Genomic DNA, 14,705 nt, shown 5'->3' with positions numbered 1-14,705 from the left:
GAGTTCGCCTGGCCTTTTCTGCGCTCCGGCGACCGGCTCGCGCTGATCCGGGAGCCGGGCAACCGTCACGACGCGAAAGCGGTGCGCATCGAATGGGAGGGGCTCAAGCTCGGCTATCTGCCGCGCCACGAAAACCACGCCGTCGCCCAGCTGCTGGACCGTGACGAGCAACTGCACGCTCGCATCCTCGCGATGCGGGAATCCTCGGACCCGTGGGAGCGGATCGAGGTTGCCGTGGAACTGGCGGCGTAGCCGATCCATGTCCGAGCTCGCCCGACTGGTCACGGAGAAGTCGCTGCGCCGGCACGCCGGCGCGACCGTCTTCGACCGCGGCGCGGGCTATTTCCGCGCCGGCGCGGTGGTGGACCTCGCCGACACCGGTGCCGCCGTCAAAGCCCGCGTGATGGGCAGCGAAGAGTACCGCGTCACCCTGCGCGCGGACCGCGGCGCGCTCGATTACGCCTGCACCTGCCCCATGGGCGAGGACGGGGATTTCTGCAAACACGTGGTAGCCACCGGCCTCGCCTGGCTGGCGCAGCACGAGGACGGAAAGAATGCGACCCCGTTTTCCGCCACGCCGGAGGACTTCGACGCCTTGCGGGAATACCTTAACCGCGAGGACAAACCGGCGCTGGTGGCGTTGATTCTGGCGCAGGCGGAAGAAGATCCCGATTTCCGCAACCGGATGCGGGTGAAGGCGGCGCGGGAAATCGCGCCCGGGAATCTCAAGGCGCTCAAAGATACGGTGCGCAAGGCAATGACGGTGCACGGCTTCGTCGATTACTACGGCGTGCGCGGCTACCTGGCGCAGGCTGCCCCGGTGTCCGAACTGCTGTCAGGGCTGCTGAAGGACCGCCGGGCGGACGAGACGGTTCAGCTCGCGGAGTACGCCATCGCCCTCGGCTTCGATGCCTACGAGAACGTCGACGACTCGGACGGCGGACTGGGCCAGCTTCTCGAAGAGATCGGCGCGCTGCACCTGAAAGCCTGCAAAGCCGCCCGCCCGGACGGCGAGGCGCTGGCGAAGCGGCTGTTCGACCTGCAACTGCGCGACGACTGGGGGTTCTTCCGCTTCGAGGACTACGCACCGCTGCTCGGCAAAAGCGGGATGGACCACTATCGAAAACTGGCCGAGGCAGCGTGGAGCAAGGTCCCGGCGCGCAAGCCGGGAGACAGGGAGCCGTGGGACGAAGAGCGGCGGTTCACTCTCACCGCGATCATGGAAACCCTCGCCCGCCGGGACGGCGACTTCGATCGTTTGATCGAGATCAAGAGTCGGAACCTGACTTCCCCGCATAGTTTCTTCGAAATTGCGGAACTGCTCGCCAAGGCGCGCCGGCACGAGGAGGCCCTCGAGTGGGCCGAGCGCGGGCACCAGGCGTTCCGCGGCGAGCCCCACGAGCCGCTGGTCGAATTCCTGATCGCCGCCTATCACCGCGCAAAGCGCCACGAGGATGCCCTGACCCTCGCCTGGGACCAGTTCCGCCGCTGGCCGAGCCTCGCCGCCTACCAACGGCTGAAACGGAGTGCCGGCCGGGCGAAGACCTGGCCACAGTGGCGCGACAAGGCCCTCGCCCAGGTGCGGGCCGCTTCCAAGGACACCGGTCAAAAGCGGGGCCGCTGGGGTTGGTCATCGACCGGGAATTCGCTGCTGGTGGAAATCTTCCTCTGGGAGGGGGACCCGGATACGGCGCTCGCGGAAGCCAAGGCTGGCGGCTGCGCCGAGGATCTATGGCTGCGGCTCGCCGAAGCGCTGGAGAAGGACCGTCCGGAAGAATCCATCGCCATCTACCAGGCCCGTGTGGAGCCCGTGGTCGAACGGAAAAACAACCAGGCCTACGACCAGGCCGCCGCGCTGATCGAAAAGATCGGCGGACTGATGAAGCGCACCGGAAAAAAGCGGGAGTTCGCCGCCTGGACCGAGGCCCTGCGGACCAAGCACAAGGCGAAGCGGAACTTCATGGCGCGCCTTATTAAGCTTCGTACAAATGGATGACAACCCATTTGTATCTCGAATCTCCCTTCTCCCCCGGGGAGAAGGGCCGGGGATGAGGGATTGAGCGGTATCAACCATTTTTACGACGCTCGATAAGACGCCGTAGAAAACGATGGATAGCGCGAGGTGCGCCGGATGACGATTACGGAGCGGAGGCCATGGGAAAGCTAGCCGAGCAGCGGGAGCCGTTCGTACGCCGCGGCGCGGGCCTGGGCCGCGTCGAAGGTCGAGAAACAGAACGAGCCAGGATCGCCGAGCAGACCGAAGACCTCGAGCGCCGCCGCCAGGTGAACGCTGTCATAAGCGCGCAAGCCGTGCTTTTCGGCCAGCCCACCCGCGTGATCGAGCAGCGCGTCGTTGACGGCGACCACGTGAAGCGTTGCCCAATCGGCAAGAAATTGCTTGCGCGCCCGGTTAAAGTCTCCCCTGGAAACAGCCCCTTCCCGATATTTCCGGGCAAAGGCGGAACGTACTTCCACGGAGCCCACGGCATGGCAGCAAACGAGAAAGGCATCGGCTACCGCCTGCCGCACACGACCGGCGTGCGCCTCCTCGAAAAAAAGCTTCACCAGGGCCGACGAATCCAGATACAGGATCATCCCCGGTCCTCGACGATCGTCTCGGCGAGGGTTTTCGAGCCGGGCTTGAGCTTGATCGGGCGCTTGAGCCCCTTCGGTTTTCCGCCGCTGCCTCGCCGTATCCACGGTTGGGCCTGTAGCCGCCTCACGGCGGCCTCCAACGGGTCCTCGCTTACAGACGGGGCGGACAACAGGCGCGCCACCGGCCGGCCGCGGTCCGTGATGATCACCTCCTCGCCCGCCTGCACGCGCTTCAGGTATCGGGACAGGTTGTTTTTCATCTCGCGGATGGAGACTTCCATGGGCGCGCCCTTTTGTAGCTACATTGATTTAATTGTAGCTACATTTGGAACCGGGCACAAATCGCCGTCGAACCGGCGGCATGTCGCTCCCTACAGCCTTGCGGAAGACAGCACTCCCCGTCCACAACGTTGTTACAGAACGGGCCGGTATATCTGATCCAACCGGGAGAACTTCGTGACCTTCGACGACTTCTTCAGACAGGAGACGGGCCTCAAAAGGCCCTACGACTACCAGCGGCACCTTAGGCGCGGCCCACAAATTACTTGCCGCGTCGAGCTTCCATATAAGCGCGCAGCAGCGCGTTGATCTGCGTCTGATAACCCTTGCCCTGGGAGCGAAACCAGTTGAGCACATCGACATCCAGCCGCAGCGTGACCTGCTCCTTGGGCGGAGCAACGACCAGCCCCCGGCGGACAACCGCCTTCGCGAACATTTCCGGAGTTACCTCTGGGTTGTCCGACAAATCGATGTCCTCGTCCCGAAGCGCATCGACGCGCTTCCAGTCAGTTTTGGATACCTTCGAAGCAGAGGGCTTGCTCACGCGTCATCCCGTCGGCTGTCGCCTGGCATCCGGTGGCGACGCGCTACGCTTCGAGCAATGGAATGCCGAGCTGCTTCGCCGCATCGCTCAGTTCGCCGTCGAACACCGCAAAATGAAACGGCACATGACTTCTGAAAACCTCGAACGCCGATTCGGCCGCGGCCAAATGGAGGCTGTCGTAACCCCGCCGGCGGTAGCGCCCGGCCAGATCGGCCGCGCGGCGAATCAGCGGCTCGGTCACGTTCAGTATCTCCCGCGCCTCCCATTGGCTGTCGAGATTCCTGCGCAAGGCAGGCAACAGCGCGTCCTATCCGCGGACTTGGGCCGCTCGCGCGAACGCGGCGCAGGTCTCGACATAGGCGATCACGTGGGTAGCGACCACCCTTGCCCGGGAAACCGCCTGCCGGACGCGGTCCGAGCGCACTTCCTTCACGAACAGCTTCACCAGGGCGGAGGTGTCCAGGTAGACGATCATCCGCGCTGTTCGCTCACGATCTCCGCCAGCGTCTTTTCGCCCTTCCCGATCCGGATCAGCGGCTTCGGCAACGCGGGTTTCTTGCCGCTTCCCGGACGCACCCAGGGAAGGCCCCGAAAGCGGCCGATCACCTCCGTCTCCGTCAAAACGGCACGACGCCGGCTGCGTAGCGGCAGCAATTGCGCCACCGGCTTGCCGTGCGACGTCACGATCACTTCCTCGCCGTTGGCCACCCGACGCAGGTATTCGGACAGGCGGCTTTTCAGCTCGCGAACAGAAACTTCCATGATCGCCTCAAAGTGGCCACAAGAAATTACTGTAGCTACGTTTCTGGCCAGGCACAAACCGCCGTCGATGCTGCGGCATGTCGCTCCCTGCAGCCTTGGGGGAAGGCGACACTGCCATTCCAGAACTCCTTCGAATAAAAACGCGCCGAGATAATTGACCGGGAGGATCTTGTGACCTTCGACGATTTCTTCAAACAGGCGACGGGGCTCAAAGAGCCCTATGACTACCAGCGGCGGCTTGCGGAAGGACCGTGGCCGGATTTGCTGGATGTCCCGACCGGGATGGGCAAGACTGCGGCAGTGACCCTGGCCTGGGCATGGAAACGCCGCGTCATGAACGATTCCGAGACACCAAGGCGGTTGGTCTGGTGCCTGCCCATGCGTGTACTGGTAGGCCAGACCCACGACAACATCGTTCGTTGGCTTGATCAACTGGGGATGCTTGCCGGATCAGTCGAGTGGAACGATCGGAATGATGGATTAAAGAGTTACGAACCGCAACCCGATTCCAAGAGCCTTCCGTCCGATGGATGGGCAAGCCAGGAAAAGCTCAGCGGCGCACCGATAGCAGTGCACCTGCTCATGGGTGGTGCCGAACATACCGATTGGGTCACATGGCCAGAGTGTGATGCGATCCTCATCGGCACGCAAGATATGCTGCTGTCGCGTGCCTTGAACCGGGGTTATGCGGCAGGGCGCGCTCGCTGGCCAATGGATTTCGGCCTGCTCAACAACGATTGTCTGTGGGTTTTCGATGAAATCCAATTGATGGACACGAGTCTGGCGACGAGTCTGCAACTGGACGCGTGGCGCAAGGCCCTGCGATTGCGTGGCACGAGCGGATTTCCCGAAGAAACGGAGAATCCGGTTGCCCGTCCGTGCCGCTCGCTGTGGATGAGCGCAACCATGGCACGCCATTGGCTTGATTCGGCCGTGGATTGGCAACCATGCGCTCAAAATGCCTGGGACCATCGGCGCTATTGTCTCACCGATAAGGATGATCAACAGGTAAACATAAAGAAGCTGTTTTCCAATACCAAGAGCGTCGCCGAGAAACAGCCAGTTGCTAGACTGCTAGTCCGGCGAGGTGAGAAGAGCAAACCAGATATCAGCAGCTACCTCGATTCTCTCGTGTCAGCGATTGTTAAGCACAAGGTTTCCGACGGCTTAACGCTGGTAATCGTCAACACGGTTGAGCGGGCCACCTTGCTGTATGAGCGAATCAGCACGCAATCAAATGGCGTTGATATTCATCTTATTCATTCACGCTTCCGACCCATGGAGCGTGAGCAATGGAAGAAATTGTTCGCAAGTGACAATCAAAAACCTCGCGTCATCGTCTCAACACAAGTCGTAGAGGCGGGCGTGGATATCTCGGCAAAAGTCCTGTTTACCGAGCTGGCTCCATGGGCGTCGCTGGTACAGCGGTTTGGGCGCTGCGCCCGACGGGCAGGTGAGAACGGCGTGATCTATTGGATGGATACGTCGGCCCACGAGTCAACAGCATTGCCCTACACCGAGAATGAATTAACGGAAGCCAAGCGCCAATTGGAAAAGCTGACAGATGTTGCTTTGAAACCCCTGAAGGAACTAAAAGCCGATCTGGATCAGCCAAAGAACGCAGGCACCGCCCACAAGCTCTTTCCGTACAACCCGCGCTTTGTTCCGCGCGACAAGGATCTGTTTGACCTGTTTGACACCACGCCAGACTTGACCGGCGCGGACGTGGACATCCGGCGATACATACGCGACGGTGAGGAATTGGATGTCCAAGTGTTCTGGCGCGATATCGGAGGCGAACCTGACCGACACGTCAAGCCTGACCGGCGGGAGCTGTGCCCGGTGGCGTTCTACCGTTTCCGGGAGGCACTACCGGGGTTGCTCAAGCATGGCCGCGTCTGGCGTCGGAATTACCGAAAAGGCTGGGAGCCCGTGCATGCCGACCAGAGCGAGCTGATCTACCCCGGCCAAGTCTTCCTGATCGAAACGTCTTGCGGCGGATATGACACAACTCGCGGCTGGACTGGCGATCCGAACGACAGGAATTTCGAACTTCTTCCCGTTGAACCGGGGGAGAAAAATTTTACCAGCGCGCTGGATGAAAATAACAACAGCGAAGACGGCGAACCGCTGTCCGAGCTCCCCGGATGGGTGAAGCTTAGCGAGCACTTGTGGCACGTCTGTAAGCAGATGGATCGAGTAGGTAAGGAGTTGCTTCCAGAGGCGGACCTTAAACTCTCGAAGCTGGCGGCGCGTTGGCACGACCGCGGCAAGGCGCATGAATGTTTTGAGGCGAACTTCAAACCGGATGTCTTGGATCAAGCCAAAGCGGGACAACTTGAAGGCGAGCCCGCTGCCAAAGCGCCGGATGGCAAATCATCAAAAGGGAAAGAGCGTGATGACAACAAGGATGCCTGGCGGCGTGACAAACCGAAACCCGGCGATCAAACGGACAAACGCCGACCCGGTTTCCGCCACGAGTTGGCTAGCGCGTTGGCGATTATGGAAACGCTGCGGCAGGCCCGTCCGGACCACCCCGCGTTCGCGTGGCCCGAAGGTTTGAACAAGAAGGATTTTGGGGAAGAGGCGGAGACCGAGGGTTGCGCAAAGGAAAGCGGCCCAGCCGCTGAAGAGCTTGCAAAACTCTCCGGGGATGACTTTGATCTTCTCCTCTACCTCGTCGCTGCCCATCACGGCAAGGTACGCATGTCGCTGCGTAGTTCTTCAGACGATGGCAGTACTGACGTTCCCGATCCTTGCCCTGCGGAACGGCGTCAGGCGCGAGGTGTCCGTGACTGCGACCGGTTACCCGCCTCCAAGATGCCGGATTCGAACGGCAATAAAATCGAAGCTACTGAAGTCTTTTTGAATCTCGATCCCATGGAACTCGGGTTGTCCCTCCGTTACGGCCCCTCATGGCGAGAACGCATGCAGGGCTTGCTTGAGCGGCTGGGACCATTCCGGCTCGCCTACCTGGAAACGTTGCAGCGCGTGGCCGACTGGCGTGCGAGCCGCAGGGAACAGCTTGAAGCCGAACAGCCCACGGCCGATAATAGCAAATATGAACTGGATCGCCGCCATACGCCGTTGGCGCAACCTCCCGCCGGAGGAACAGCGCCGGATTCGTCTCGCCCGCCTGCCGCGCAAGGTGGCGCGGAGCATGGCATTCGAGGGGGAACCGGTGGATCAGCGGATGCTGGAACAGGAACTCGCCCGCCTCACGCAGCGACACGGCACCTGACCACCACTCTCGGCGTTCTGAGCTACGCCGAGCTGGCGCCTTACCTTGCAAGCCGGGTCGAGGCCTTGCAAAAAGCCATCGAAGACGGTGAGCTCGACGGCCATGCATTAACCGAAAACCTCTTTCTTGACCTTCATCGCCGCATCTGCGGTGACCTGACGCCAGACTTCGCTGGGCGTTGGCGCGACAAGGATGTCGTAGTCGGCGATCATGAACCGCCGCCGCACTTCAAAGTCGCGCAGCACATGTGCGAATACGTACGCGACCTTCAAGCGCGCCTCGAATCACTCCCGCCGGAACCGGACGACCACTGGTTGGAGGCCCTTGCCTTTGCCGAAGGCCGGCTGCTCAGTATTCATCCCTTCGCCGACTTCAACGGCCGTGTCACGCGCGTCTTCATCGACCTGCTGACGCGCAGGCTCACGCTGCCGGATGTCGACCCCACTCCCGATCCCGGCGAAGCGACCGAACGCTATCTCCGGGCGCTGCGCGCCGCCGACAAGAACAACTGGCGCCCACTCATGGACACTTGGCGCGAGCGTTTCGAGCAAGGAGGCGAGATATGAGCCGCCTACTTACCCTGCCCGGTTGCACGCCTGAACCGCTGGGGAACTATCTCAAGGCGCTCGGAGTGTTCCGCCTGGTGGTGGAGCAGGCGGACCCAAATGCGATGGGGTATTGGAAGGATGGTTACTTCGCCTTGTTCAGTCGATTTGCGTTTGAAGATGAGCTGATCGGTTGGTTCAAGGATCGTTATCAACCATCTCCGCTACCCGCGCCCTGGTCAGTGAATTCCGGTTGGTGGCCGCCGGACAAACAACCACCAAAGCGTGGAGATAAACGCGGCACCCCAAATAAGAATCTCCGCGACCTCGCGAATTCCACGAACAAACGTTTCGAACCGATTCGCACATGCCTGCAGGAAGCGCTGCAATCGATGGGAGGCATGGTAAACCTTCCAGATCACGAAGACGGCCTTTCCGCTGAGCTGAAAGAGGTGTTGAAAAAGCTGGAAAGTCAGCCCAAGAAGGCCAAGGAGAGGGCACGCCTTGTCAGTATCCTCCGCGATCGCCTCACGTCACCTTCAGCGTTACGGTGGTTGGATGCCGTCGGCGCGTTGTCACGGCGCCGTGAAGATGCTTTGTACTCGTTTCAGTTACTGGCCGATTGCGGTGCAGAGGGCGTGAACTCGTATATCGGCAATTACTACGCGCGCCTGTGCGAACATCTCCCGGTAGTTACTTTAGCGGAACAGTTTTGGCCAAGTGAAACCGGGCAATTGTCCGAACTGCGTTTGCGTGCGGCATTGTTGAACAAACCGGGCATCAAATCCCGTCAAGACGATGCAGCAGGTGGCCTGTATTCGCCTGCCTTGGTCGAAGCTCCGAATATCGGGCAAGCCTTCGTTGCATCGCCCAAAAAGAGGGTAAATCCGTGGGACTTCATTCTCACAATGGAGGGTCTTGTGCTCTGGGCCTCAGCAGCGACCCGGCGGGCGGAGGTGCTACGTAAGGAACAACCTGCATTTCCATTTTATTGTGACAGCGCCGTGGGCGGCGCAACAGCGGTAGGCCCGCTGGAGGTATCGGGGCAAAATGAAGGCAAGAGTCGGGGAGAAGTCTGGTACCCAATCTGGACCAGACCCGCCTCCTTTCAGGAAATAGACCGTCTTTTCGTGGAAGGACGGATCACTCAAGGCCAACGCACTGCTACGCGTGCAACACAATTTGCCTTGGCAGTATCTTCCTTTGGACAAGAAAGAGGGATCGCATCGTTTCACAGAGTCGGCCTGCTGGAGCGAAGCGGATCGGGCGATCAGACAACAACCCTTGCGATATCGCTGGGAGAAATACCGGCTCGCAGAGTTATTGGAATTGATCTGGGCACGGATCTCGATCCGTTTGTTGAACAAGTCAGCGAGTTGATTCAACACCATGCCAATCAGCCAAAACGCATCGTTGCCGCACGCAGTCGTCTAGATCAGGCCATCTTCGATTTTGCATCATCGGCGAACCAGGCATCGGAGGTGGACTCAAGGTCCGCACTCAATCTACTCACTGTCGCCTCCAACCTTGAACGCGAGCTTGGTGTGACTCTGGGCAAGGTCAAGTACAAGCAAGGGCAAGGTCTTCAAGAGCGCAATGTCCGTCCGATTCCTCCGCTATCAAACAGGTGGTTGGCGAGCAATGACGGAACCGCCGAATGCCGCCTCGCCCGCGCCATCGCGAGCATCGCCCCTTGGGGTGAGCGTGATGGTCGATCGGTGTCGGCCGTTGAAGCCCTTCGCGCCAATCTGCTGCCGGTGACTCGGCAAGGAAACTCCTGGCGCTGGGACGACACCTCCCGTTCTGCCGTCTGGGCGCGTGGCGCTACGTTGTTCGACAACCTTGCCGCGGTGCTGCGTCGCCGGTTAATTGACGCCTCAATATGCAAGGGCGAAGGTTTGCCGCTGTGGAGCGCATACGGTGCCAGTTTCAGCGATCTGCTCGCCCTATGGAATGGCGAACTCGATGAAGAGCGGCTGGGCGATCTGATCCACGCGCTAGCGTTGATTGATACGGGAACCTGGAGTCCGGAAAGCATCGACCGCTCCCAGAAGAAATACGATCCTACGCCAGAGCTGCATTCCAGCGCTGTCTGGTTCGACTCCGATGACGAGCCGCGTGCGGACGTAGAACCTGTCATATGGCGTGATGGCTTTTTGCTGACCGAACAGGAATTGCGCGACGCCTTCGCGTTGCCCCGCGTTTATGCGCTATTGAAGCTCTGTTTCGTGGGCGGGCGCTTGCCGGCTCTACCGGCCGAGGGGAGAACCAGGGGACGTACCGGCGAAGAACCCTATCCGCCCCTGGCACCGGAAATCTTGAATCTGCTTCGTGCCGGAAGGCTGGCTGATACGGTCGCGATCGCCGCTCGCAAGCTGCGCGCCAAGGGCTATCCGTCCATCTTCGACCCGCACGATGCAGACGCCGCGGAAGTTGAAATGTCCTCAGAGGACTGCCGGCGGCTTGCCGGGATGTTGCTCGTCCCCGTGCGACACGCCGGCGTCCTCGCCGCCCTCGCCATCAAACCACGAACATCGAATCTTTGAAAAGGAGGAATGCCATGCCGCTCGATTTATCACCGCTGGACAACGCATCACGACTGCTGGTTGAGGCTGAACTTACTGTTGCACCTGGCACCGGGGGACGTTTCCAGCCAACAGGTTTTCCCGACCTTGGGCCGGCACTGTACAAGGGATTCGATCAGCCAAAGTCAAATGATGAGAAAGAAGCAGTCCTGAACACGGTGGACATGCTCCTCGTTGAATCCGTCCAGTCGATAGGCAACCACCTTGAAGCGGTATGTCTCCAGGGAGACGATTACAACGCCGATTGCCAGGGAATCCCATATGTCCGGGTTTTGGATGGGCATCAGAACAACACGTTTCTCACTTCATCAGTACGTGAACCGCATCGTCTCGCATCACCATACGTACTAGGAGCCAAGCAAAACGGAGTGGTCTTCAGAGATGTATTGAAAAATGAATTGAAGGCCAACAAGGGGCGACCGGTTCACATCTGGAAAATGGTGCCGGCGATATTTGCGCGTGACCCAGGCTGTGTGTTGCACGGGGTCTTTCTCGAAGAGATTGATGGGCGCATCCGGTTGCCCCGATTGGTATCCGGATACATCGAGGCGAGTTCTCCGAATCAGGCAAATTCTGGAGGTGTTTACCGCGGTGAAGTGACCGCGAAGGATAACGTCCCCTACCCTCGTCAGGAGTTTACCTCTCCGTGCATTCGCGCCTCATTCATATTGCATCTTGCAACGCTAAACAGCTACAACCTGGATGAAGAAAGACGCCGCTTCCTGCAGTCGTGGGCGTTGTACAAGATAGACCGCTTTCTGCGTGGCTATCTACGACTCAGGACCGCATGTGAGTTCGAGGTGAGAAAGATAAGCACGCAGTTGAGCGGGCAAACGAATGGCGCCAGCAATGGATTTCCTTGGCCCGAGTCGACCGAAATCAGAAGCGACTTTGTGACGCGTAAGGACAGCTGCTTTCCCCGGCAAGAGAGCGGGGATGAATGGCAGCAACGACGTGTCCTTGTTTTAACGTACAGAGTGGATGTTTCCGGGCAGAAGGAACTTCCGGAGGGTGTTCTCAAAGATCAGTTCAATCTGTCCGGATTTGAAGGGCGCGCCGAGATAAAGGAGGTATCCTCCGGAAAGAAAGGGACTAAAAAATCAGTCACTAAACTCGTCTTGACTGGCGACTGGCCCGAGGACGACCAGAACGCTCTGTTGCAACTGAATCCTGAAAAAACGCCAGATGAGAACGAAGAGGAGATTGAAAATCCCGCGCATGCGGTAGTGAAAGCGGCGATCAAAGATTGGAACGAGAAGTGGAAAAAGGAACAGAAGAAAGTATCTGGTACCGAAGAACCCGAGGAATGATATGGCACTGACCATCTCCATCCGTTTCCTCACCGGTCGGGCGCATCTGCACCACTGGCAGGCGCATCACAGCGACGGTAAGGTGGATTGGCCGCCGTCGCCGTGGCGATTACTGCGCGCACTCGTGGCCGTAGCGGGGCGGGGACTTACGACGTTGCCGCCGCCAGATTTTGTTTCGGGCGCAGGCAAGAAACCGAAACCACCCAAAAAAAATCCCGCGCCGATTGGGCCGCCTGCCGATTACGTCGCTCTGCCGGACAATTGGTATGGCGATGGGCCGGTGGACGAAATTCCGCTTTCGCGGCTCGCGGCGCTGCTCGCATGCCTCGCGCCTGCGCCGGAGATCTGGCTGCCGCGCACCAGCGGCGGTCATACCCGCCAGTTCTTTCCGATTCACAAAAGCGGCATGGTCAAAAACTCCGGATCAGCGGTATTCGACACCTTCGCGGTGGTGGACAAGCAACAGCCGATATTCTTTTGCTGGCCGGATATCACGCCTGATCCCGAGGATCAACGCATCAGAGACCTGAAGCGCATCCTTCAGCGTATGACCTACTTCGGCCGGGCCGAGTCGTGGTGCGAGGCGCAACTGCATACTGTGCTACTCGATGCACCGGAAGGAGTTGTTCTTGGCAAAACGCACTGGCGTTGCGTATGCATCGAGGATGGCGGAAAGCCGGATGGACAGGAGCATCGGGATTACACGCTGGAGCGCAAGCTCACGTCGCTTCCACTGATTGACAATCGGGAATACGGTCTTGCTACCGAGGCGCGGCAACTTCTTCCGCGTACCAACAAGCTCAACCCGAGCAGATCAAAAGAACCAAGCGATTTCGGAGCGTTGTTGGAAAAGGAGCCTGACGACAAGCTTCTTCTGCGCTGCCTTCTGCGCGAGTCGGGCCAGGACATGAAAGATGGCCTTGAGCGCCCCATCGGCAGCCGCTGGGTGCATTATGCCGTGCCCCGTGCGGTCTACAATTTGCCACGGCCCACACCGCACAAGCGCGCCCCTCGAATAGAGACCGTTCATGTAGTTCGCTACGCGCTCAACACTACCAGCGTCCAGCGGCCCGTGCTTCCACCACTCACGGATACCTTGCTGGTCGCGGACAAATTCCGCAGCGCGGTGTTGGCGTTGCACCGAGAGAAAAGCCGCAATCTCAGCGGGCACGATGAAAACGGCAAACCTTGCGTCGATCACGATCATGCGTACTGGTGGCCTACGGACGAAGATAACGATGGCCTTATCGACCATGTGACGGTTTATTGCCACGCCGGATTTGGGCCGAGCGAAATCGCCGCGTTGCGGCGTCTGGTAAGGATCAGGCAACGCGGCGGGCGGCCGGATCTCCTCATCACACCGATTTATGTGGGAACAGAAGAGGAATTCTCTCCTTGGCGGTTGAAGAACGGAGCGGGAGAGGATTGCACCACATCGGTTTTTATCTCTGCGACGCCCTACTTCTGTCCGGTGCACCTGACGCATGGCCGGGGCCGTTCAGGACGCACACGGCCGATTACGCCAGAGATTCTGAAGGGACTGAAGATTCAGGGGGTCATAACCGAAGATGATGAGGTACGATCGATTCAGGAAGTCGTCTACGATTACGCACCTGACGAGTTGGCGGAGGCTCAAGCCGCAATAGCGATGAAACAAATAGCCGAACCCCTGCCGCCTCGGCAATTCTTTCCCATCATCGCACCTCCGCCTGACTATCCGCCGCTTCCTGACGGCACCTCGTTCGGTGGTCAACGATTTGCCGGTGCGTCGTTGAAAAACCCGGACAGCGGGTTTCCCTTCGGCCTGTCTGTGGGCGTTCTTGTGGACAATCTGCGCTTCATACGCGCCATGAGCTTCTGCCGGCGCCGAAGGAATTGCGAAGTAAAGGGCTACGGCCGCATGTTCCGCATCGAGTTCTCAGGACTCAGGAAGCCACGACCATTCGCCATCGGCGATCAATGCCACTTCGGCCTCGGCCTGTTCGTGCCTGCATAAGGAATGACACGGTGCCGCCCTTCGAAACTGACCAACGGGTGCTGCACCCGTTCTTCGGCCTGGGCACGGTGCTGGAAGGCGAAGCGGAAGGCCGCGTAAAGGTCTGCTTCGACAGGAAGGGCGAACGACTGCTGGACGTTAAGTTTGCACGGCTGCGGCTGGCGACGCCGGAAGACCTGGATACGTTGGAACCGGGCGGTGACGGGCATAGAAGGTGGCTGGAGCTTTTCCAGTTCGAACCCGACGATACGCCGCACTTCATGGGCTCCCACTGGGAACCGTTTTTCGACGACGCCAGAGAAGTATTCGAGCGCTTACCACAACTGGTGCCGGAGATGCGGGTTCACGGCGCTTTTGCCGACCACCGCCCTGCTCCCAGGAAGGAGCCGCCGGAGTGGCCTGCGGCCTTTCATCTCTCATGGCCCGGGCCCTCGCAGGGCGTGATGGCGGTGCTTCGAGTGGAACCGAGGTTCAACAATATCGTCTCGCTGTATCCGTTCTGGTCCATCGGTTCGCAGCATACGCTGACCATTGAGCGGGTGCGGGTGTGGGAAGGCGGCGTCGAAGCGCAGATCGACGCTGTGCTGGAGGGTGCGGAGATTACTTTCTTCGACACGCTGTACGCCGCGAATCGGGCGTGGTATCAGACTGGCGGCCGCTACGACTTCATCTTGGCCGGCATCGCCTATGTCTGCCGCCGGGCCGAGGACCACCCGTTCGAAATCCGGCTTGAGCCGGAAGAGCTCGCGTTTCTCCGGGCTCGCGCCAGGACGGAGGGCTGGGAGTCGGCGCCAGAGGAAATCGAGATCATGCACACCACGGGAATGGCGATGCTTCTCCCCGTCGAC

At 59.8% G+C, this 14,705-nt stretch carries 13 protein-coding genes; 7 read left to right on the top strand and 6 right to left on the bottom strand.

What is annotated here, in order from left to right; translation table 11 throughout:
- Both ABJK70_RS09945 and ABJK70_RS09940 read left to right on the top strand, forming a co-directional pair.
- Positions 1–252, top strand: a 252-nt coding sequence (locus ABJK70_RS09945) for an HIRAN domain-containing protein (protein WP_347257908.1), incomplete at its 5' end; no start/stop codon positions are given.
- A gap of 7 nt (positions 253–259) precedes the next feature.
- Positions 260–1,996 (top strand): DUF6880 family protein, encoded by a 1,737-nt coding sequence (locus tag ABJK70_RS09940; RefSeq protein ID WP_347257907.1) that lies wholly within the window; start codon positions 260–262, stop codon positions 1,994–1,996.
- 167 nt (positions 1,997–2,163) lie between these two features.
- Here ABJK70_RS09940 and ABJK70_RS09935 read toward each other — a convergent pair whose 3' ends face one another.
- From ABJK70_RS09935 to ABJK70_RS09910, 6 genes are all read right to left on the bottom strand, one after another.
- Complete coding sequence (locus tag ABJK70_RS09935) at positions 2,164–2,595, bottom strand: type II toxin-antitoxin system VapC family toxin (RefSeq protein ID WP_347257906.1); 432 nt, start codon at positions 2,593–2,595, stop codon at positions 2,164–2,166.
- Positions 2,592–2,876, bottom strand: a complete 285-nt coding sequence (locus tag ABJK70_RS09930; RefSeq protein ID WP_347257905.1) for a type II toxin-antitoxin system prevent-host-death family antitoxin — start codon at positions 2,874–2,876, stop codon at positions 2,592–2,594. Before ABJK70_RS09930 ends, ABJK70_RS09935 begins: the two co-directional genes overlap by 4 nt.
- A 260-nt stretch (positions 2,877–3,136) precedes the next feature.
- Positions 3,137–3,418, bottom strand: a complete 282-nt coding sequence (locus ABJK70_RS09925) for a BrnA antitoxin family protein (RefSeq protein WP_347257904.1) — start codon at positions 3,416–3,418, stop codon at positions 3,137–3,139.
- A 43-nt stretch (positions 3,419–3,461) separates the two neighbouring features.
- Positions 3,462–3,716 (bottom strand): hypothetical protein, encoded by a 255-nt coding sequence (locus tag ABJK70_RS09920; RefSeq protein ID WP_347257903.1) that lies wholly within the window; start codon positions 3,714–3,716, stop codon positions 3,462–3,464.
- Between the two features lie 9 nt (positions 3,717–3,725).
- Entirely contained in the window at positions 3,726–3,893 is a 168-nt protein-coding gene (locus tag ABJK70_RS09915; protein WP_347257902.1) for a PIN domain-containing protein, read from the bottom strand.
- Positions 3,890–4,180, bottom strand: a complete 291-nt coding sequence (locus tag ABJK70_RS09910) for a type II toxin-antitoxin system prevent-host-death family antitoxin (RefSeq protein ID WP_347257901.1) — start codon at positions 4,178–4,180, stop codon at positions 3,890–3,892. The genes ABJK70_RS09915 and ABJK70_RS09910 overlap by 4 nt, the downstream gene beginning before the upstream one ends.
- A 171-nt stretch (positions 4,181–4,351) precedes the next feature.
- On the opposite strand from ABJK70_RS09910, the gene cas3 reads away from it, so the two are divergent.
- From cas3 to ABJK70_RS09885, 5 genes are all read left to right on the top strand, one after another.
- On the top strand, positions 4,352–7,987 hold the full coding sequence (gene cas3, locus ABJK70_RS09905; protein WP_347257900.1) for a CRISPR-associated helicase Cas3': 3,636 nt from the start codon (positions 4,352–4,354) through the stop codon (positions 7,985–7,987).
- Entirely contained in the window at positions 7,984–10,512 is a 2,529-nt protein-coding gene (gene csx17 / locus ABJK70_RS09900) for a type I-U CRISPR-associated protein Csx17 (protein WP_347257899.1), read from the top strand. The genes cas3 and csx17 overlap by 4 nt, the downstream gene beginning before the upstream one ends.
- Positions 10,513–10,526: 14 nt before the next feature.
- Positions 10,527–11,861, top strand: a complete 1,335-nt coding sequence (cas7u, locus tag ABJK70_RS09895) for a type I-U CRISPR-associated RAMP protein Csb1/Cas7u (protein WP_347257898.1) — start codon at positions 10,527–10,529, stop codon at positions 11,859–11,861.
- Position 11,862: 1 nt separating this feature from the next.
- Positions 11,863–13,857 carry a hypothetical protein gene (locus ABJK70_RS09890; RefSeq protein WP_347257897.1) on the top strand — a complete coding sequence of 665 codons (1,995 nt, stop codon included), beginning with the start codon at positions 11,863–11,865 and terminating at the stop codon, positions 13,855–13,857.
- An 11-nt stretch (positions 13,858–13,868) separates the two neighbouring features.
- The coding region (locus tag ABJK70_RS09885) for a hypothetical protein (protein ID WP_347257896.1) at positions 13,869–14,705 on the top strand (837 nt) is incomplete at its 3' end.

Source organism: Methylocaldum sp., assembly GCF_039794385.1.
In the GTDB taxonomy this organism is placed as follows: domain Bacteria; phylum Pseudomonadota; class Gammaproteobacteria; order Methylococcales; family Methylococcaceae; genus Methylocaldum.
Note: the sequence above shows the minus strand (reverse complement) of the source record. Positions and strands in the feature narration are given on the sequence as shown.

Coding starts and splice junctions, on each gene's coding strand:
- ABJK70_RS09915 (WP_347257902.1), bottom strand. CDS start 3,893: ATGATCGTCTACCTGGACACCTCCGCCCTGGTGAAGCTGTTCGTGAAG.
- cas7u (WP_347257898.1), top strand. CDS start 10,527: ATGCCGCTCGATTTATCACCGCTGGACAACGCATCACGACTGCTGGTT.
- ABJK70_RS09930 (WP_347257905.1), bottom strand. CDS start 2,876: ATGGAAGTCTCCATCCGCGAGATGAAAAACAACCTGTCCCGATACCTG.
- ABJK70_RS09940 (WP_347257907.1), top strand. CDS start 260: ATGTCCGAGCTCGCCCGACTGGTCACGGAGAAGTCGCTGCGCCGGCAC.
- ABJK70_RS09910 (WP_347257901.1), bottom strand. CDS start 4,180: ATGGAAGTTTCTGTTCGCGAGCTGAAAAGCCGCCTGTCCGAATACCTG.
- csx17 (WP_347257899.1), top strand. CDS start 7,984: ATGAGCCGCCTACTTACCCTGCCCGGTTGCACGCCTGAACCGCTGGGG.
- ABJK70_RS09890 (WP_347257897.1), top strand. CDS start 11,863: ATGGCACTGACCATCTCCATCCGTTTCCTCACCGGTCGGGCGCATCTG.
- ABJK70_RS09935 (WP_347257906.1), bottom strand. CDS start 2,595: ATGATCCTGTATCTGGATTCGTCGGCCCTGGTGAAGCTTTTTTTCGAG.